This window comes from Microbacterium sp. SLBN-154 (genome assembly GCF_006715565.1).
Lineage (GTDB): Bacteria > Actinomycetota > Actinomycetes > Actinomycetales > Microbacteriaceae > Microbacterium.
The window spans coordinates 1,696,545-1,715,874 of the sequence record NZ_VFNL01000001.1 but is presented as its reverse complement, the minus strand read 5'-3'; the positions used below and the strand labels follow the sequence as shown (position 1 = coordinate 1,715,874).

The window sequence follows — 19,330 nt, the reverse complement described above, 5'->3', positions numbered from 1 at the left end:
GGCCCCGACGGGACCGGCGCTTCCTGGTCGGGGTTTCCGACCGGCGATCAGTTGCAGGTGATGGTGCCGCCACCCTCGAGGTTGTGGACGCCCGGGCCGAGTTCGGCACAGGCGGCGGCGAGGCCTCCGCCGACGGCGACGGCCACGAGGATGATCACGATGATGCCGATGACCATCAGCACGGCGCTGATGATGATGGCCGCCAGGGCCCAGCCGTTCTTGACCCCGGCCTTGCGGCTTTGCACGAGAGCGACGATGCCGAGGATCAGGGCGATCAGCTGTGCGAAGAACGACAGCACGAATGCGACGATGCCCAGCGTCTTGCCGGGGACGGGCGCGCCCGGAGCGGGCTGAGCGTTGTATGCCGGCGGAGGCGCCGAGCTGTAGGCGGGCGGCGGCGCGGCGCTGTAGGCGGGCGGGTTCTCCGGAGCGCTCGGCGGAACGGCGCTCGGGTTCTGCGGGTCGGTCACGATGGCTCCTTGGTGGAGGGAGAGCGGTTCAGGGTTGCGAACGAACGCTATCGGTCCGCGCCCGGGAGCGCCAGCCTGACGCGCCGCCTCGCGACGCGGTCAGTCCGCCGACTCTGTCACGAGGTTCTCGGCCGGCAGGACGAGCGGGATCGCGGCGGTGGTCGCTTCCAGTCCCGACAGCCGTGCGGGCGAGAGCTGCTTGGTGACCTCCTCGCGTGACATCAGCCCGGCCTCCACGACGAGGTCGGCGATGTTGTGACCGGTCAGCAGGGCTGTCTTGGCCAGCGCAGCGGCGGCGGCGTAGCCGATGAAGGGCGTGAGAGCCGTCACGACGCCGACGGAGGTGCCGACCATGGCGCCCAGTCGCTCTCGATTGGCGGTGATGCCGTCGATGCAGTTGACGCGCAGGGTGTGCATTCCGCGACGCATCCAGGTGATCGACTGGAAGATCGAGTGCGCGATGATCGGCTCGAAGGCGTTCAGCTGCAGCTGACCGGCCTCGACGGCCATCGTGACGGTGAGATCGGCGCCCGCCACGGCGAAGGCCACCTGGTTGACCACCTCGGGGATGACGGGGTTCACCTTCCCCGGCATGATGCTGGAGCCCGCCTGGCGCGGGGGGAGGTTGATCTCGCCGAAACCCGCCTGCGGGCCGGAGGAGAGAAGCCGGAGGTCGTTGCAGATCTTCGACAGCTTGATGGCGTTGCGCTTGAGCGATGCCGAGAACGACATGAAGGCGCCGGTATCGCTCGTGGACTCGACGAGGTCGGTGGCCAGCTCCAGGTCCAGACCCGTGATCGCCCGCAGGTGGGCGAGCACCGCGGTGCTGTACCCGGGCGACGCGGTGATGCCCGTGCCGATGGCCGTCGCACCCATGTTGATCTCGTAGAGGAGGTAGGCGTTCTCGGTGAGCCGGTTGTAATCCTCGCCGAGGGTGGTAGCGAACCCGTGGAACTCCTGCCCGAGTGTCATCGGCACGGCGTCCTGCAGCTGTGTGCGACCGACCTTGAGGATGTCGTGGAACTCCCGCGCCTTCGCCAGGAACGAGTGGCGGAGCAGGTCGAGCTCGTCCAGGAGCGTCTTCAGGTCGAGGCTGAGGCCCACCTTGACCGCCGTCGGATAGACGTCGTTCGTGGACTGGCTGCGGTTGGTGTCGTCGATCGGCGAGAGGAAGGCGTAGTCGCCCTTCTGCCGTCCGGCGAGCTCGAGGGCGATGTTGGTGATGACCTCGTTGGCGTTCATGTTCGTCGAGGTGCCGGCACCACCCTGGACCACTCCGACGACGAACTGGTCGTGGTACTGGCCGTCGATGACCAGCTGCGCGGCGCGGTCGATGAGGTCGGCCTTCATCGGGTCGAGGACGCCGATGTCGCGATTCGCCCGCGCGGAGGCCTGCTTGACCATCGCCAGCGCCCGCACCAGGTCGCGGTACACCGAGATGGGGCGCTTGCTGACGGGGAAGTTCTCCAGCGCTCGGGCGGTGTGGATGCCCCAGTAGGCGTCGGCGGGGATCTCCAGGGATCCCAGCGAATCGGATTCGGTGCGGGTGCGCGTCGTTGCGTCCGGAGCCATCGATAGTCCTTTTGGGTCGCGGCGGTCGGTGATCCCCCCGAGCCTAGCCACCGGTCACCGTCTCCCCGGTGGCCCTGGCGTACAGGCGAAGCGGGTGCACTGTCCGCTACGTCCGCTCCGCCCGTCAGCGCCGCTTGCGCGAGAAGGCCTCGAGTCTCTCCTGCGGGCTCAGACGCGCCATCCGCTCGGCCCACTCCGGTGTGAAGTAGTCCCCCGTCGGTGCGTCCACGACCGGGACGACGTCGTGCGTGATCGTCGTCGGGTAGACGCGGACGACGTGGAACGACTGACCGGCGTCGAAGCCGTTGACCTCCAGCGCCGGCAGACCGAGGTTCATCCCGTAGCACGTGGACGACGCGACCGAGACGGGAATCCCCGCGAACGTCGCGCTCGTCGAGTAGTGCAGGTGGCCCGCGAGGATCGCGCGGACGTCCGTTCCCTCGACAACGCCGGCGAGACGGCCCTGATCGCGCAGTTCGAGGATGTCGAAGAGCGGGAGCGGCGACGGGATCGGGGGATGATGCATGGCGAGGATGGTGCCGAGAGGCGCCGCCTCGGCGAGTACGTCGGACAACCAGGCCAGCTGCGCATCGTCCAGGTCGCCGTGGTGCCAGCCGGGCACCGTGGTGTCGATTCCGATGACGCGGAGGCCGTCGAGGTCCCACACCCGGTCGAGGGGCGCCTCACTGGGCGGCTCGTCGAGCAGGTGCCGGCGCATCGCCGGCCGTTCGTCGTGATTTCCGGCCACCCAGACGATGGGGGCGCCCAGGGTCGCGGCGACCGGCTCGACCAGCTCCCGGAGGCGACGGTATGCATCCGGCTCCCCGAGGTCGGTCAGGTCGCCGGTGACGACGAGGGCGTCTGGTCGCGGGCGCATCCGCTCGATCAGCCGGAGCGTCACCGCCAGATGCTCCTCTGTGTCGATCCCCGGGCCGTGCAGGGCTCCCCCGGCCAGCAGGTGGGTGTCGCTCAGGTGCAGGAGCGTGCGTTCGGGCGGAGGGTACTGTCCGAATCGGAGGGATGCCGCGTCCATGCCCTGAGCCTAATCAGCCCCACCCCCGCAGCTCCCACCGATGCGGGAACGAGGGTGGTCGAGGACTCAGTGGTTGACGACGATGAGCAGGATGCCGCCGATCACCGCGGCGGCGCAGACGGCGAAGCACCCGTACGCCCCGACGTACGCCACCTGCTTCTGGCGCTCCGTCAGGGGGCTCTTGCGGGCGGCCTTCTCTGCGGCCTTCGCCGCCCGGCGCGCCTCTTTCGCAGAGATCACCGTGATCGCGTCGGTGAACTCGGCCGGCGTCACGACGGGGGAACGCCCGCTGCGGACGAGGAGTCGGAGCCCGAGGGCGTAGAACAGCACCACCGTCGCCGCCGCGATCAACGCCGCCAGGAAGACCTGGACGAAGGCGAACCAGTCGATCGAGATCACGACCGCTCTCCCTTCGTCCCGGTACGCTCGCGCTCGGCATCCGCCGACGCACGCTGTTCCTGTTCGCGGCCGAGGGCACGTTGCCGACGAGTGGGCGGCGGGTTGCGCGGGACCTTGATCGCCGCACCCGAGTCGGCGACCTCGCTCATCGCGTTCGCCGCGGTGACCGCGTTGCGACGCGAACGCAGATAGATCGCCAGCACCACCAGGCCGGCGGCGACCGCGTCGATCAGAATCCCCCACGTCCCCAAGAGCACCACCACGTACGCCGCGGCGGCGCCCACGGCACCCGCGGCAGGAAGGGTGAGGAGCCAGCCGACCATGATCCGCCCGACCGTGCGCCAGCGCACGATGGATCCCCGCCGGCCGAGACCCGAGCCGATCACCGAGCCCGACGCGACCTGCGTGGTCGACAGTGCGAATCCGAGGGCGCTGGATGCGAGGATCGTGGAGGCCGTGGACGACTCCGCGGCGAATCCCTGCGCGGGTTTGACGTCGGTGAGCCCCTTGCCGAGGGTGCGGATGATGCGCCACCCGCCCATATAGGTCCCCAGCGCGATCGTGACGGCGCAGGCGACGATCACCCAGAGCTGCGGGTCGGGATTCGAGCTGGACTGCCATCCCACGGTGATGAGGGCCAGGGTGATGACGCCCATCGTCTTCTGCGCGTCGTTCGTGCCGTGCGCGAGCGCGACGAGAGACGACGTGAAGATCTGTCCCCATCGGAACCCGTCACGGCCGTCGGGCCTGCCGTCGTGTCGCCGCGTGACGGCGTAGGCGATCTTCGTGGTGGCGAAGGCGATCAGCCCTGCGGTGACGGGCGCGATCAGCGCCGGCAGGATCACCTTCGACATCACGACGCCGAGGTCGATCGCCGCGAACCCGGCACCCACGATCGTGGCACCGATCAGCCCGCCGAAGAGGGCGTGCGAGGAGCTGGAGGGCAATCCCAGGAGCCAGGTGAGCATGTTCCAGGAGATGGCGCCGATGAGTCCCGCGAAGATGATGGCGGGGAAGATCGCCGCGGAGAGCTCGTCCTCCCGGATCATGCCCCCCGAGATCGTCTTGGCCACCTCCGTCGAAAGGAAGGCCCCGACCAGGTTCAGCACCGCCGCGAGCAGGACGGCGACCTTGGGCTTGAGCGCGCCGGTCGCGATCGGCGTCGCCATGGCGTTGGCCGTGTCGTGGAACCCGTTCGTGAAGTCGAAGAACAGTGCCAGCACGATGACGAGCACGATGATCAGGGCTGCGGTCTCCACCGTTCGCTTTCCGAGAGTGTGAAAGAAGGGAAGGTGCCGACGGGATCGGCGTGTGCGAACGAAGAGTTCACCGGGAGTTAAGGAACCGGCAACCGGCCAGACAGAATCCTCGCATCGGCCCCACGCTCGGTCAACTCAGCGATCCGAGAGGACCGGATGATGCTCGACGCACCCGGGGTCCTCCGCATCGGGTGATGCGAAGTCTGCGACGAAGGTGTTGGATGTTGCCGCACGGGCCCGGATCGGCTCGGGGCGGAGGCAGGTGGCCGGATGAAGAAGTGGTCCGTCGTGCTGATCCTGGGCGCGGCACAGTTCGTGATGGTGCTCGACAGCACCGTCATGAACGTCTCGATCTCCACCGTGGTGGCAGACCTCGACAGCAGCGTGACCGCGATGCAGACCGCGATCACGTTCTACACGCTGACGATGGCCGCCACGATGCTGCTCGGCGCGAAGCTGGGGGACATCTGGGGCCGGCGCCGCGCACTCGTCATCGGGTCGATCGTGTACGCAGCGGGGTCGCTCCTGACGGCCCTGAGTCCGAACATGCTGACGCTCTTCCTCGGATGGTCGGTCATCGAGGGCCTCGGTGCGGTTCTCGTCATCCCCGCCATCGCAGCCCTCATCGCCGACAACTACGACGGAAGCGATCGCGTGAAGGCCTTCGCGGCCATCGGCGCCGTCTCGGGGGCCGCCGTCGCCGCAGGCCCTCTCATCGGCGGATTCATGACCACCTATCTCAGCTGGCGCTATGTGTTCGCGGGCGAGGTCGTCATCATGGCGGTGGTCGTTCTCTTCGCCGGGCGTATCGGCGAGAAGGCTGCGCGCCAACGCGTCGGCATCGATGCACTGAGCGTGCTGCTGTCGGCGTCCGGCCTCGTCGCGGTCGTGTACGGGATGCTGCAGAGCAAGGTCTGGGGATGGATCATCCCGCTGCACTCCCCCGAGATCGGCGGCGTGGAGATCGCACCGCTGGGCATCTCGCTCACGGCGTGGCTGATCGTCGCCGGAAGCGTGCTCCTGACGCTCTTCTTCGCGCGGCAGCGTCGCTTGGTCGCCCGAGGACGCGACCCGTTGCTGCACGCCGAGCTGCTCTCCATCCGCCGGCTGCGCAGCGGCCTGAGCGTGCTCGGCGGTCAGTACGCGATCACGGCGGGGCTGTTCTTCATGGTCCCGGTCTACCTCCAGATGACGCTCGGCTTCGACGCCCTCGAAACCGGCATCCGCATCTTCCCCCTCTCTGTCTCGCTGATCCTGTTCTCGATCTTCGGCACCCGCCTGTCCACGCGCTGGTCACCCAAGCGCATCGTGCGCGTCGGTCAGTGGACCCTCGCAGCAAGCTGTCTCGTGCTGCTCACCGCGGTCGACCCCGAGCTGTCCAGCCCCGCTTTCGGGCTCGGGATGTTCTGCGCGGGTGCCGGCCTCGGACTCCTGGCCTCTCAGCTGGGCAATGTGAACATGTCGTCGGTCACCGAGAAGGAGACGAGCGAGGTCGGGGGCCTCCAGGGCGTCTTTCAGAACCTCGGCTCGTCCCTCGGCACAGCCCTGATCGGATCGATCCTGATCAGCACACTCGCCACCTCCTTCGCGAGCGGCGTCGCGCAGAGCACATTGCCGCCCGAGACGCAGACCATCGTCGCCGAACGAACGGCGGGCGGTGTCCAGATCGTCCCCGCCGACAGCGTGCCGCAGATCGCGACCGACGCCGGCCTCAGCGACCAGGAGGCGGCAGAACTGCAGACGGTGTACGTGCAGTCCCAGCTCGCGTCGCTGCGCACCGCCCTGTTCGGTCTCATCCTGCTCGCGCTGGCATCGCTGCTCCTCTCGCGCGGCATCCCGGACGACGTCCCTCCGCCGCGGCGGAAACGCGTCACGGCACGGCACACGACCTCCTAGCCAGCCCGCTCACGCCGGGAGGAGTCGACTAGCGTGGGACGGTGACCACCCCCGCCGCATCCCCCACGCCGCCCGTCGCCGCACGCACGCCGATCGTGCGCAGTCACCATGGTGACGACGTCGAAGACTCCTACGAGTGGCTCCGGGCGAAGGAGGATCCGGCGGTCATCGCTCACCTCGAGGCCGAGAACGCCTACACCGCTGCGCGCACCGCGCACCTGGCAGGCCTGCGGGAGCGGGTGTTCGAGGAGATCACGTCCCGCACCCTGGAGACCGACCTCTCCGTCCCCAGCCGCCACGGCGAGTGGTGGTACTACGGCCGGACCATCGCGGGCAAGCAGTACGGCATCCAGTGCCGCGCTCCCCTGGCGTCTTCGGACGACTGGACCCCGCCGGTGCTCTCGCCCGATGCCGAGGTCCCCGGCGAGGAGATCCTGCTCGACAGCAACGTCGAGGCCGAGGGCCAGGAGTTCTTCTCCCTGGGCAGCTTCGACGTCTCGACCGACGGCTCGCGCATGCTGTTCGGCGTCGATGTCGCCGGCGACGAGCGGTACACCATCCGTGTCCGAGACCTCGCGACCGGCCGTCAGCTCCCCGATGAGATCCCCGGCACCTTCGCCGGTGCGAGCTTCTCACCCGACGGCCGATTCATCGTCTACACCACGGTCGACGACGCCTGGCGCCCCGACACCGTCTGGCTCCACGAGATCGGCACGCCCGTCACCGATGACGCCAAGCTCTTCCACGAGCCCGACGAGCGGTACTGGGTGGGTGCCGGATTCACGCGCAGCGAGCGCTACCTCGTCATCAGCCTGGGCTCCTCCATCACCTCCGAGGAGTGGCTCGTCGACGCGACCGACCTGACGGCCGAGCCACGGGTGATCTGGCCGCGCCGCGAGGGCGTGGAGTACGACGTCTCACACGCCGTCGTCGACGGGGAGGACGTGCTGTTCATCCTCCACAACGACGGCGCGCTCGACTTCGAACTCGTCCGCGTGTCGGCGGCCGACCCGCAGGGCGCCCGCCGCAGCGTCATCCCCCACCGCCCCGGCATCCGTCTGCTCGGTCTGTCGACCTTCCGCGACTGGGGTGTCATCGGCTACCGCAGGGAAGGCCTGGCACGACTCGGGATGCTCGATTACGCCACATCGACGGTGTCGGAGATCGAGTTCGACGAGCCGCTGTACTCGGTGGGCACCGGCGGGAACCCCGAGTGGGCTCCGCCGATGCTGCGGCTGTCGTACGGCTCCTTCGTCACCCCCGGCACCGTGTTCGACTACGAGATCGCCACCGGCGACCTGCTGCTGCGCAAGCGGCAGCCGGTGCTCGGCGGCTACGACCCGGCCGAGTACGGACAGGCCCGTGTCTGGGCCCGCGCCGACGACGGCACGCAGGTGCCGGTGTCGCTGGTGTGGAAGCGGTCGTTCGGCGAGCCCGGTGCAGCGCCCCGCCCCGTCCACCTCTACGGCTACGGCTCGTACGAGCACTCCATCGAGCCCGGGTTCTCGGTGCCGCGCCTGTCGGAGCTCGACCGCGGGGTGGTCTTCGCCGTCGCCCACGTGCGCGGAGGCGGGGAGATGGGTCGGCAGTGGTACGAGGACGGGAAGCTCCTGGCCAAGCGCAACACGTTCACCGACTTCGTCGCCGCCGCTCAGCACCTCATCGACGGCGGATACACCACGTCCGACCGGATGGTCGCAGAGGGTGGAAGCGCGGGCGGACTGCTCATGGGCGCGGTGGCCAACCTCGCACCCGAGAGCTTCGCCGGGATCCTCGCCGATGTGCCCTTCGTCGACGCGCTGACGACGATCCTCGACCCGTCGCTGCCCCTGACCGTCATCGAGTGGGACGAGTGGGGCGACCCGCTCCACGACGCCGACGTCTACGCCTACATGAAGTCGTACACGCCCTACGAGAATGTTCGGGAGGGGGTGCGGTATCCCCGTGTGCTCGCGGTGACCTCGCTCAACGACACCCGCGTGCTCTACGTCGAGCCGGCGAAGTGGGTCGCGCGGCTGAGGGAGGTCGGCGCCGACGCGCTGCTGAAGTGCGAGATGGTCGCCGGTCACGGCGGCGTGTCGGGGCGGTACAACGCGTGGCGGGAGCGGGCTTTCGAGCTCGCGTGGCTGCTGGACGTGCTCGGCGTCGCGGACTGACCTGGCAGAGAGCCGACCTCGCGGCGTTGCCGAGGCACACCTCGACGATCGGTGGCCCGCGGTTCAGCCGAAGAGCGCGGCGGCTTCGTCGTAGCGGTAACGCGGAACGGTGTTGAGCTCGCCCAGCGCCTCGGCGAAGGGCACGCGCACGATGTCGGTGCCGCGAAGCGCCACCATCTTGCCCCACTCCGCGTCCATCACCGCGTCGGCGGTGTGAAGCCCCAGCCGGGTGGCGAGCACCCGGTCGAATCCCGAGGGCGATCCGCCCCGCTGGATGTGCCCGAGCACCGTGGCGCGGGTCTCGATCCCGGTGATGCGCTCGATCTCGGGGGCGAGCACCTCGCTGATGCCGCCCAGGCGCGGACGGTTGAAGGCGTCGAGGCCCTTGTCGCTGAACGCCTCGTCCATGCCCTTGAGCTTGAAGCCTTCCGACACGACCACCAGCGGAGCGCGGCCACGATCGTGAGCCTTGGTCACCAACTCGCAGATGTCGTCGATCGTCAGCGGCACCTCGGGGATGAGGATCGCGTGCGCACCTGCGGCGATACCGGCGTGCAGCGCGATCCAGCCGACGTGGCGCCCCATGACCTCGGCGACCATGCAGCGCTGGTGCGAATCGCCCGTGGTGCGGAGGCGGTCCATCGCCTCCGAGGCGATGTTGACGGCGGTGTCGAAGCCGAACGAGTAATCGGTGGCCCGCAGGTCGTTGTCGATGGTCTTCGGGACGCCGATGACGTTGATGCCGTCCTTCGACAGGCGGTCGGCGGCGGCGAGGGTCCCCTCCCCGCCGATCGCGATGATCCCGTCGATGCGATGACCGTAGAGCGTCTTGGCGATGTTCTCCGCTCCCCCGCGCGACCCCTCGTACGGGTTCGTGCGGCTGGTGCCGAGGATCGTGCCACCGACCTTGGACAGACCCTTTACCTCGTGGCGGGTGAGGGGGAAGAAGTCCGCGTCCACCACGCCGCGCCAGCCGTCGCGGATGCCGACGAACTCGAGGTCGTAATTCGTCGTGCCCTTCAGCACGACGCCGCGGATGACGGCGTTCAGGCCGGGGCAGTCGCCGCCGCTGGTCAGGATGCCGATCTTCATGTGTGTCCTTGGTGCTCTCGGGGTGGGGCTATCGGCGACGCTGCCTCACCCCGAGAGTACTGCCGGATGCCCGGGGCACACCAACCCGGTGCGCCCGGCGCCGCTCAGACCTCGCCCAGCGCCCGCCGGGTGAGATGCATGAGCGCCGACAGCTGCACCGAATCACTGGACTCGGGGTCGACGGCGATGCCGTCGAGCGCGCGCTGCGCCAGCCCCTGCTTGGAGTCGATCAGCTCGGCGATCTTGGTGTCGATCGTGTGCGCGGCGATGATGCGCCACGCCGTCACCGGCTCGGCCTGGCCGATGCGGTGCACCCGGTCGATGGCCTGCGTCTGCTCGGCGGCCGTCCACGACAGCTCCGCCAGCACGACGTTGGAGGCCGCCTGCATGTTGACACCGACGCCCGCAGCCGTCAGCGAACACACCGCGACACCGACCTCGGGGTCGTTGTTGAAGGCGTCGATGGCCTCCTGGCGTGCGGTGGAGGTCTGGTCTCCGCGAAGCGACACCGATCGCAGACCCGAAGCGCGGAAATGCGCCTCGGCGGCATCCATGACGTCGATGTGCTTGGCGAAGAACACCACCTTGCCGACCGAGCGCTGCAGCTGCACGGCGTAATCGGCCGCGAGATGGGCCTTCGCCTGACCGATGCGGCGCACCATGGTGAAGACGTTCTCGGCCCCGGTCCCCTGCGCCTTGGACTCGTCGAGCTCGTTCTGCGCGACCAGACGCACGATGTCGTCGTCGAGCTCTCCGGGCAGGTGCAGGGTCGCCTGCCCCTGGCGCGCGGTGCCGCGGGCCTCGATGATCCGGCGGTAGCGCGCGGCGAGACGCTCGCCGAGTTCGCGCTCCGCCTGGCGGATCGATCGACCGAACTCGTCATCGAGCTCGACGGGCAGGTCGGCGATGAGCTTGTCGGGCAGGTCGGCCGCGACATCCGTCTTCAGCCGCCGGACGATCCCCATCGAGATGACCGCCTCACGGGCAGCGGGGTAGAACGCCTTGTCGGCCGGTGTGAGCCCCGACTCGTCGAGCTTCTCCATCAGCTCCGGCCCGGGCTTCTCGCCGTTGGTCCAGCCGAGGAAGCGCCAGATGGCGTCGAAGTCCTCGACGTCGTTGATCAGCGGCGTTCCGGTGAGGGCGAGCATGAGGGGATCGCGCACCTGCTGACGGATGCGACTTGCCAGGGCGAGGACGTTCTGCGAGCGGAGCGAGGTGAGGTTCTTGATGAAGTGGGCCTCGTCGACGACCATGCCCTTCAGGCCGATGGAGCTCAGCCACGACAGGTGCCGGTCGAGGATCTCGTAGTTGACGATGAACACGTCGGCGAAGGCGTCCATCGCTTCGCCGTCGCCGTGGATGACGGTGGCCCGACGCTGCGGTGTCCAGCGCGCGACCTCGCGTGCCCAGTTCATCTTCACCACGTTCGGAACGACGGCCAGAAGCGGATAGGCGTCGGCGACCGAGGCGGCGAGCACCGATTCGGCGGTCTTGCCCAGGCCCGGCTCGTCGGCCAGGAGGAAGGATCGGTGTCCCTGACGGACCGCCTCGAGGAAACGCGACTGGTGCGGCATGACCTCCAGGCCCTTGGGCGAGAGACGGTCGAACTCGGGGACGGGGGAAGATCCATGGATGCCGCTCCGCCGCCGGCCCCGGTCTCGAAGGCCTTGTACAGCGGACCCATGAGCTCCCAGCCGTCGAGGCGCCGGCGGATGTTGTCCTTGGGCGCCAGGCGTGACAGGTCCGGGGCGAGGAACGGGTTCGCCATCTGGCGGGCTTCGACGGTGGCGGGCACGACCTGGCGCTCGGCGAGCGCCGCGGGAACGACCTGCGCGGGCGCCGGGGCGCTGTCGGTGATGATCAGCTCGTCCGGCGGCAGTTCGGCGCCGGACTCCAGCAGCCAGTCGCGCCGCATGCGTCGGGCGACCGGCGAGGTGGCCTGGTCGACTTCGAGCAGCTGGATCAGCGAGGTGTCGCGTGCTGCGGTCTTGGCGAGGATCGTCGCCACGCCGTCGAGCCGCTTCAGCAGCTCCGAACGGGTGGCGTCGGTGATCTCGGTGTCGGCTTTCACCCGCGCCCGCTCCTCGCGGACGAGGAACGCGATCACCTGGAACTTGACGCGATTGGTGGGGCCGAGCTTGCCGCGCTGGGCCTTGGCTTCGACCTCGCGGACCTTGCGGGCGAGGATCGGGATGACGGGGGCGTCGTCGTCACGGCGGGACGACGACCTTCTGCGGCCCGACGCCGAGCGTGAGCGCGAATCCTGGGCGGGTGCCGTGGTCGGCATGCTCCTCCTGAGCGTGAGTGCCGGTGGAGACCGGCGGGTGTCCGGCGAGGCCGGTGAGAGCGACGGGGTCCGCGGGCGGCGGTCCGTCACGACGCGGGTCGGAGTTCTCGGCCGGGCGGCTGCGGGCACTCGCTTCAGCGAGCTGCGGCGACGCCGATGAGATCTCCGGCAACGATTCTAGCGCGCCACCGGGCCGCGCGCCCACTCCGGGCGCGCCGAGCGAGGCGTCGGGTCACCCCCACAGCGTTTGGACGATGTCCTCGCTGTACCCCTCGGGGGTGAAATTGATGTAGGCGGTGGCCACCCAGCCGTTGTCACGGACGACGTGGGTCTCGCCTCGGAGATACGGCACGTCATCCAGCGAGACACCGCGCTGCTCGATCCGGCAGACGGTCCCGCCGAGCGCCTCCTCGCACCCGAATCCCGCCTCGAGCAGGGCGGTGCGCAACGCCGCCGCCTGGGCGGCATCGATCACCGTGACGGTGGTGGCCAGGCCCGACTCGCTCGGAGTGCCCCACGAGCAGCGGATCGACGGAGGGCCGGCGGCGAGGATCTCGAGCCCGACGGCGTTCTCCGTGGAGTACATCGTCACGCCCGGATCGTTCAGCGGCGGGTTCTGGGCGTTCAGCGACGCCAGCATGTCGGCCGAGTAGATGTCCTCGCAGCGTTCGGGCAGCTGCAGCGTGTCCGGCAGCATGGTCTCGATGGGGGACGGGGTCGGCACGGGCGTGACCGGCGTGACGCTCGGCGACGGCGACGTCGTCGACGCCGTCGGAGAGGGGCTTCCCCCCGGCTCGGGGACGCAGCCGGCGGCCACGGCGAGGACCACTGCCACGCCCGCTCCGGCAGCGAGGGCTCGTCGGATGTTCGTCATGGCTGCTCCTCCCCGGCCGGCGTCCGCGGCGTCGGGCTCTCGACCCTACCCGCGGGAGTAGGGTGAGCGCGTGACCGATCGGCCCGCGGTGCGTGAGCGTGTCGTTCTCCTTGTTGCGATTCTGGCATCGTTCGTCGCTTTCCTCGACAGCACCGTCGTCACCGTCGCCCTCCCCGCCATCGCCGAGGAGCTCGGCGGAGGACTTGCCACCCAGCAGTGGGTGGTCGACGCCTACCTCATCACTCTGGGTGCGCTCATCCTCGTCGCCGGTTCTCTCAGCGACGTGTTCGGCCGTGTCGTGGTGCTGGTGTGGGGCCTCATCGGGTTCGGAGTGACCTCCATCGCGATCGCCGCGGCCCCCACGGCGGAGTTCCTCATCGTCGCACGCGGGCTCCAGGGGGTCGCCGGCGCCCTGCTCGTGCCCAGCTCGCTCGCGCTCATCACCGCGACCTTCCGCGGTCCCGCGCAGGCGCGTGCCATCGGCACGTGGACGGGCGCGACGACGGCGGCGATGCTCGTCGGCCCCCTCCTCGGCGGTGTCTTCGTCGACCTGCTGTCCTGGCGCCTGGCCTTTCTGATCAACGTCGTCCCCATCGCGGTGACGCTCTTCCTCCTTCCGAAGATGGGACTGGCCGAGAAACGCGACCCCACTCGCAGCGTGGATTGGGCGGGCGCGGTGATGTGCGCCGTCGGGCTCGGCGGGGTGGTGTTCGCCCTCATCGAACAGCCGAACCTCGGATGGTCCTCCCCGCTCATCTGGGCGACGCTGGTCGTCGGCGTCCTCTCTTTCGCCGGCTTCCTCCTCCGCCAGCGCCTGGCTCGAAGCCCCATGATGCCGCTCGGGCTCTTCCGCGTCCGCAACTTCTGGACCGGCAACATCGCCACCGCCTTCATCTACGGCGCGCTGTCGTTGAACGGGTTCGTGGTCGGGGTGTACCTGCAGCAGGGTGCCGGGCTCCCCGCGACGCTCGCGGGGTTGGCGATGCTCCCCAGCACCGTGCTGCTGATCCTGCTGAGCTCGCGCGTCGGTGCGCTGGCGGGCAGGATCGGCCCGCGCCTGTTCATGACCGTCGGACCACTGCTCATGGCCGCGGGCGCCCTGCTGCTGCTGACCGTGTCGGAGAGTTTCGATTACTGGTGGCAGGTGTTTCCGAGCGTGGTGGTCTTCGGCCTGGGGCTCGCGGTGACCGTGTCGCCCCTCACCTCGGCGATCCTCGGCGCGATCGACAGCTCGCGCTCGGGCATCGCCTCAGCGGTGAACAACGCCGTCGCCCGCGTGGCGGGTCTGCTGGTGATCGCCGCGCTCGGCACGATCGTCGGCGGTTCCCTGGATCTGGAGGGATTCCACCGGGCGGCGATCGTGACCGCGGCGTTCCTCGCCATCGGCGGGCTCGTGTCGTGGCTGGGGATCCGCAATCCCGCGCCGCTGACTCAGCCCTCCGACCTCAGATGAGGCTCTTGGTGTGCCAGACCGTCTTCACCTCGGTGAACGCGCTGATGCGCTGAAGGCTCGGCGCCGCGGCGTCGGGGCCCTGCTCGGGCGGAAGCACGCGCGTCAGCGTCTCGGCCGCCTTCACCTGCAGGTCGACCCAGTCGATGCCTCCGGCGCCGACGAGGTCGAGCGCGTGCACGTCGGGATGACCCGCGAGCCACGGCGCGATCTCGGCAGGCGACCCGGTCAGGACGTTGACCACGCCGCCGGGCACATCCGAGGTGGCGAGCACCTCGGCGAGGCTGATGGCTGAGAGGGGGAAGGACTCGGAGGCGACGACGACTACGCTGTTGCCGGCGACGAGGGCCGGCGCGATTGCGGAGACCAGCCCGACGAGGGCGGTGTCCTGCGGCGCGATGATCGCCACCACGCCCGTGGGCTCGGGCACCGACAGGTTGAAGTACGGCCCCGCCACCGGGTTGGCGTTGCCGGTCACCTGCGCGAACTTGTCGCACCAGCCGGCGTACCAGACCCACCGATCGATGGCTTCGTCGACCTCAGCGGCCGCCTTGGACTGCGACAGCCCCGTCTGGGCGACGATCTCGTCGATGAACTGGCCGCGGCGGCCCTCGAGCACCTCGGCGACGCGGTAGAGGACCTGACCGCGGTTGTAGGCGGTGGCGCCCGACCAGGTCTTGACGGCTCCGACGGCGGCACCCACGGCGTCGCGAGCATCCTTGCGCGAGGCCTGCGCCGCATTGGCGAGGAAGGCGCCGCCGGGTGAGCGGACCTCGAAGGTGCGCCCGGATTCGCTGCGGGGGAACGCCCCGCCGATGAAGAGCTTGTAGGTCTTGGGAACGGTCAAACGCTGTGTCATGTCCTCGGTCCTCAGCTGTTCGCGGTGCTCTTGAGGTACGCCAGCAGCCCGTGGCGGCCGCCTTCGCGTCCGTAGCCGGATTCCTTGTAGCCGCCGAACGGACTCGACGGGTCGAAGCGGTTGAAGGTGTTGGCCCACACCACTCCGGCGCGCAGGCGATCCGCGACCGCGAGGATGCGCGACCCCTTGTCGCTCCAGATGCCGGCCGAGAGACCGTACGGGGTGTTGTTGGCCTTCTCGATGGCCTCCGCGGGGGTGCGGAAGGTCAGCACCGAGAGTACCGGCCCGAAGATCTCGTCTCGCGCGATGCGGTGGCTGGTCTGCACACCGGTGAAGATCGTCGGCGGGAACCAGAAGCCGTTGTCGGGGATGACGCAGTCGGCGCTCCAGCGCTCCGCGCCCTCCTCTTCGCCGATCCGGCTGAGTTCGCGGATGCGGTCCAGCTGCTCCCGGGAGTTGATCGCGCCGATGTCGGTGTTCTTGTCGAGCGGGTCACCCAGACGCAGGGTGGACAGGCGCGACTTCAGCCGGTCGACGACCTCGTCATGGATCGACTCCTGCACGAGCAGCCGGCTGCCGGCGCAGCAGACGTGGCCCTGGTTGAAGAAGATCCCGTTGACGATCCCCTCGATGGCCTGGTCGATCGGCGCGTCCTCGAAGACGATGTTCGCCGCCTTGCCGCCGAGTTCGAGGGTGAGCTTCTTGGGGGTACCGGCGACGGCGCGGGCGATCTCGCGGCCGACGGCGGTCGAACCGGTGAAGGCCACCTTGTCGACATCGGGATGGCGCACGAGAGCCGCACCCGTGGCGCCCGCACCGGTGATGATGTTGACGACGCCCGGCGGAAGGTCGGCCTGCTGCAGGATCTCGGCGAACAGGAGCGCCGAGAGCGGGGTGGTCTCGGCGGGCTTGAGCACCACCGTGTTCCCCGCGGCCAGGGCCGGAGCGACCTTCCACGCGAGCATCAGCAGCGGGAAGTTCCACGGGATCACCTGGGCGGCCACCCCGAGCGGGCGGGGGTTCGCGCCGGCGCCGGCGTAGTCGAGCTTGTCGGCCCATCCCGCGTAGTAGAAGAACCATGCGGCGACCTGAGGGATGTCGACGTCGCGGCTCTCCTTGATGGGCTTGCCGTTGTCGAGACTCTCCGCGACCGCGAGCTCGCGGGCGCGCTCCTGGATCAGGCGGGCGATCCGGAAGAGGTACTTTCCGCGATCGCGCCCCGACATGGTCGACCAGGTCTTGTCGAAGGCGCGCCGCGCGGCGGCGACGGCGGCGTCGACGTCGGCGTCGTCGGCGTGGGCCACCGTGGCGATGCGCTTCTCATCCGCCGGCGACACGGTGTCGAACGCCGGCCCTGATCCGGGACGGAACTCACCGTCGACGAAGAGGCCGTACTCGTCCTGCAGGGTGAGGATCGACCGGGACTCGGGCGCCGGGGCGTAGTCGAGGAAGGACATGGATTCTTTCGTGGTGTCGAGCTCGCGGGTCATCCGGGTCTCCTCAGTCGATCGTGACGTAGTCGGCGCCGGTGTAGTGGCCGGTGCGCAGCTTCTGCCTCTGGCGGAGGACGTCGTTCAGCAGGGACGACGCGCCGTAGCGGAACAGGTGCGGCTGAAGCCACTCCTCCCCCACCGTCTCGGCCACGAGCACCAGGTAGGCGATGGCGTCCTTGGCGGTGCGGATGCCGCCGGCGGGCTTGACCCCGACGCGCTGCCCCGTGGCGCGATACCAGTCGCGCACCACCTCGAGCATGAGGAGGGTCGTCGGACGCGTGGCTGCGGGCTGCACCTTGCCGGTGGAGGTCTTGATGAAGTCGGCGCCGGCGAGGATCGCCAGCCACGAGGCGCGCTTGATGTTGTCGTAGGTGTTCAACTCGCCGGTCTCGAGGATGACCTTCAGCGATGCGAAGGAGCCGTCCGCGCGGCGGCACGCCTGTTTGACCTGGACGATCTGGTCGAACACCAACCCGTAGCGGCCCGACAGGAACGCCCCGCGATCGATCACCATGTCGATCTCGTCGGCGCCGGCTGCTACCGCCTCTGCGGTGTCGGCGAGCTTGATGGCCAGCGACGAGCGGCCGCTGGGGAACGCGGTGGCCACGGCGGCGACGCTGATGAGGCCGTCGTCGGGATCGCCGTGCGCGCCGCCGAGGGCGGCGACGGCATCGGGAACCATGTCGCCGTACACGCAGACGGCCGCCACCCGCGGACAGGTGGGGTCGGACGGATCAGGGGTGAGCGCTTTGGCGACGAGGGAGCGGACCTTGCCCGGGGTGTCGGCACCCTCGAGGGTCGTGAGGTCGATGAGTTCGATGATGCGGTCCAGCGCCCAGGCCTTGGACGTCGTCTTGATCGAACGGGTCCCGAGGGCCGCGGCGCGCTGTTCGAGTCCGACGGCGTCGACGCCGGGCAGTCCGTGGAGGTAGCGCCGGAGGGTGGTGTCATCCGGCTCCCCGCCGAGGAGATCGACGGCGCGCTCGGCGAGCGTCTGCAGTTCGGTGCGGCTCATGGCCCTTCCCTTTCCCGGTTTGCCTGCGGTCGGGCAAACCTCAAGCCTAGACGGTCAGCGCATCGCGCACACGGTCGACGTCGTCGGCCATCTGCGCGATCAGCTGCGGGATCCCCTCGAAAGCCCCCATGGCTCGGATGCGATGACGGAACTGCACCTCGACCCGGTGACCGTAGAGGTCGAGGTCGGTCTCGTCGAGGACATAGGCCTCGACCTGCCGACCGGTGACATCGTCGAAAGTGGGATTGGTTCCGATGCTGATGGCGGCGGGATAGCGGATGCTGCTGCGCGGGCCGTCCGTCAGATTCGCCGCCACCGGCCCCTCGTCCACGAGCCAGCCGGCGTAGACGCCATCGGCGGGGACGTACCCTTCGCGATCCGCGGACAGGTTGGCGGTGGGGTAGCCGAGCTCCCTCCCCCGCTTGAGTCCGTGCACGACCTCCCCCCGCACCGATGGGGCTCGTCCGAGAAGCTTCGCAGCGGTGTCGACGTCGCCGACTTCGAGCAGTTCGCGGATCCACGTCGACGACACGCGGCGCTCGCCCTCCACGGCTCGGACGTCGTCGACGACCTGGAGGGAGAAGCCGTACTCGGCGGCGAGCTCCTCGAGGAGCGCCACATCTCCGGCTCCGCCCCGGCCGAATCGGAAGTCACGACCGACGAGCAGCATCGCCACTCCGAGGGCGTCGACCAGGAGCGTGCGGACGAACTGCCGCGGCTCGAGGTCGGCGAGCCCGCGGTCGAAGGTCAACATCAGCGTGGCGTCCACGCCCGCCTCCGCCAACAGCCGGAGCTTCTGATCGGGACCGACGAGGCTCACCGGACAGAGGTCGGGGCGCAGGAGTGCGAGCGGATTGCGGTCGAACGTCACCGCGACGACCGGAGTGCCCATCGTGGCGGCGTTGACTCTGGCCCGCTCGATGAGTGCGCGGTGACCGGCGTGCACGCCGTCGAACTTCCCGATGGCGACGACTGAGGGACCGAAGCCGGGGGGGATGTCCTCCGGACGGCGGAAGACGATCATCGCGCCACCGCGTCGGCGGGAGCCGCCGCAGCCGGGCGTGCCGCGGGGCGATGCAGGATCAGCCACCACAGACCGAGGAAGGGAAGCACGAGAGGAATGAGCAGATACCCCGCTCCGAACCACGACCACACGGTGGGGTGAGCGAAGAGGGCGGGCAGGACGAAGCTGAGCGTCCCGATGATGAGGACCCCCGCGAGCTCGAAGCAGATCGCGATCCACGCCACGCGGTACCAGGAGCGCGACCCGGAGAAGATCAGCGCGAGCGTGGCGAGGATGTAGACGACCGCCGCGAGCGCCGAGAGCGCGTAGGCCAGGGGGGCCTCGTCGAACTCCCGGACGATCTGCACGAAGGAGCGACCGGTCGCGGCCAGCGCCATGATGCCGTAGACGATGACGAGGACGCGGCCGATGCCGGTCATGCGGGGGCGGGGGGTCGAGATCATGGCGTACC

15 protein-coding genes and 1 pseudogene are annotated in these 19,330 nt (G+C 69.3%); 3 read left to right on the top strand and 13 right to left on the bottom strand.

Annotated elements, in window-relative coordinates; translation table 11 throughout:
• Positions 1-47: 47 nt before the first annotated feature.
• The 5 genes from FBY40_RS08315 to FBY40_RS08295 all read right to left on the bottom strand — a co-directional run bounded on the left by FBY40_RS08315 (position 48) and on the right by FBY40_RS08295 (position 4,733).
• On the bottom strand, positions 48-470 hold the full coding sequence (locus FBY40_RS08315) for a DUF4190 domain-containing protein (RefSeq protein WP_235014705.1): 423 nt from the start codon (positions 468-470) through the stop codon (positions 48-50).
• Between the two features lie 99 nt (positions 471-569).
• Positions 570-2,042 (bottom strand): aspartate ammonia-lyase, encoded by a 1,473-nt coding sequence (locus FBY40_RS08310; RefSeq protein ID WP_141937927.1) that lies wholly within the window; start codon positions 2,040-2,042, stop codon positions 570-572.
• Positions 2,043-2,166: 124 nt separating this feature from the next.
• Positions 2,167-3,075, bottom strand: a complete 909-nt coding sequence (locus FBY40_RS08305; RefSeq protein WP_141937926.1) for a phosphodiesterase — start codon at positions 3,073-3,075, stop codon at positions 2,167-2,169.
• Between the two features lie 66 nt (positions 3,076-3,141).
• Positions 3,142-3,474: a peptidase gene (locus tag FBY40_RS08300; protein ID WP_141937924.1), complete on the bottom strand. Its 333-nt coding sequence runs from the start codon at positions 3,472-3,474 to the stop codon at positions 3,142-3,144.
• Positions 3,471-4,733, bottom strand: a complete 1,263-nt coding sequence (locus FBY40_RS08295) for an inorganic phosphate transporter (RefSeq protein ID WP_141937922.1) — start codon at positions 4,731-4,733, stop codon at positions 3,471-3,473. The genes FBY40_RS08300 and FBY40_RS08295 overlap by 4 nt, the downstream gene beginning before the upstream one ends.
• 270 nt (positions 4,734-5,003) lie before the next feature.
• Here FBY40_RS08295 and FBY40_RS08290 point away from each other — a divergent pair, with 270 nt between their 5' ends.
• Both FBY40_RS08290 and FBY40_RS08285 read left to right on the top strand, forming a co-directional pair.
• Complete coding sequence (locus FBY40_RS08290; RefSeq protein ID WP_141937920.1) at positions 5,004-6,629, top strand: MFS transporter; 1,626 nt, start codon at positions 5,004-5,006, stop codon at positions 6,627-6,629.
• 41 nt (positions 6,630-6,670) lie between these two features.
• Positions 6,671-8,785, top strand: coding sequence for a S9 family peptidase (locus tag FBY40_RS08285; RefSeq protein ID WP_141937918.1), 2,115 nt, complete (start codon positions 6,671-6,673; stop codon positions 8,783-8,785).
• A 63-nt stretch (positions 8,786-8,848) separates the two neighbouring features.
• Here FBY40_RS08285 and FBY40_RS08280 read toward each other — a convergent pair whose 3' ends face one another.
• The 3 genes and pseudogenes from FBY40_RS08280 to FBY40_RS08265 form a co-directional block, all read right to left on the bottom strand.
• A complete protein-coding gene (locus tag FBY40_RS08280; protein WP_141937916.1) occupies positions 8,849-9,877 on the bottom strand; it encodes an ATP-dependent 6-phosphofructokinase in 1,029 nt (342 codons plus the stop codon).
• 104 nt (positions 9,878-9,981) lie between these two features.
• Positions 9,982-12,164, bottom strand: a pseudogene (locus tag FBY40_RS08275) (DEAD/DEAH box helicase).
• 232 nt (positions 12,165-12,396) lie between these two features.
• Positions 12,397-13,038 carry a hypothetical protein gene (locus FBY40_RS08265; protein ID WP_141937912.1) on the bottom strand — a complete coding sequence of 214 codons (642 nt, stop codon included), beginning with the start codon at positions 13,036-13,038 and terminating at the stop codon, positions 12,397-12,399.
• Positions 13,039-13,108: 70 nt separating this feature from the next.
• Between FBY40_RS08265 and FBY40_RS08260 the strand changes: the two genes are divergently transcribed.
• Positions 13,109-14,491, top strand: coding sequence for an MFS transporter (locus FBY40_RS08260; protein ID WP_200829958.1), 1,383 nt, complete (start codon positions 13,109-13,111; stop codon positions 14,489-14,491).
• Here the strand turns inward: FBY40_RS08260 and FBY40_RS08255 are convergent.
• The 5 genes from FBY40_RS08255 to FBY40_RS08235 are packed head-to-tail and all read right to left on the bottom strand — an operon-like array spanning position 14,484 to position 19,322.
• Positions 14,484-15,347: an aldehyde dehydrogenase family protein gene (locus tag FBY40_RS08255; RefSeq protein ID WP_141937911.1), complete on the bottom strand. Its 864-nt coding sequence runs from the start codon at positions 15,345-15,347 to the stop codon at positions 14,484-14,486. The genes FBY40_RS08260 and FBY40_RS08255 overlap by 8 nt on opposite strands.
• An 11-nt stretch (positions 15,348-15,358) precedes the next feature.
• Complete coding sequence (locus tag FBY40_RS08250) at positions 15,359-16,804, bottom strand: aldehyde dehydrogenase family protein (protein ID WP_200830049.1); 1,446 nt, start codon at positions 16,802-16,804, stop codon at positions 15,359-15,361.
• Between the two features lie 43 nt (positions 16,805-16,847).
• Positions 16,848-17,855: a deoxyribose-phosphate aldolase gene (gene deoC, locus FBY40_RS08245; RefSeq protein WP_124292874.1), complete on the bottom strand. Its 1,008-nt coding sequence runs from the start codon at positions 17,853-17,855 to the stop codon at positions 16,848-16,850.
• A gap of 46 nt (positions 17,856-17,901) precedes the next feature.
• On the bottom strand, positions 17,902-18,879 hold the full coding sequence (locus FBY40_RS08240; RefSeq protein ID WP_141937907.1) for a bifunctional riboflavin kinase/FAD synthetase: 978 nt from the start codon (positions 18,877-18,879) through the stop codon (positions 17,902-17,904).
• Positions 18,876-19,322, bottom strand: coding sequence for a hypothetical protein (locus FBY40_RS08235; protein WP_200829957.1), 447 nt, complete (start codon positions 19,320-19,322; stop codon positions 18,876-18,878). Before FBY40_RS08235 ends, FBY40_RS08240 begins: the two co-directional genes overlap by 4 nt.
• Between the last annotated feature and the right edge of the window lie 8 nt (positions 19,323-19,330).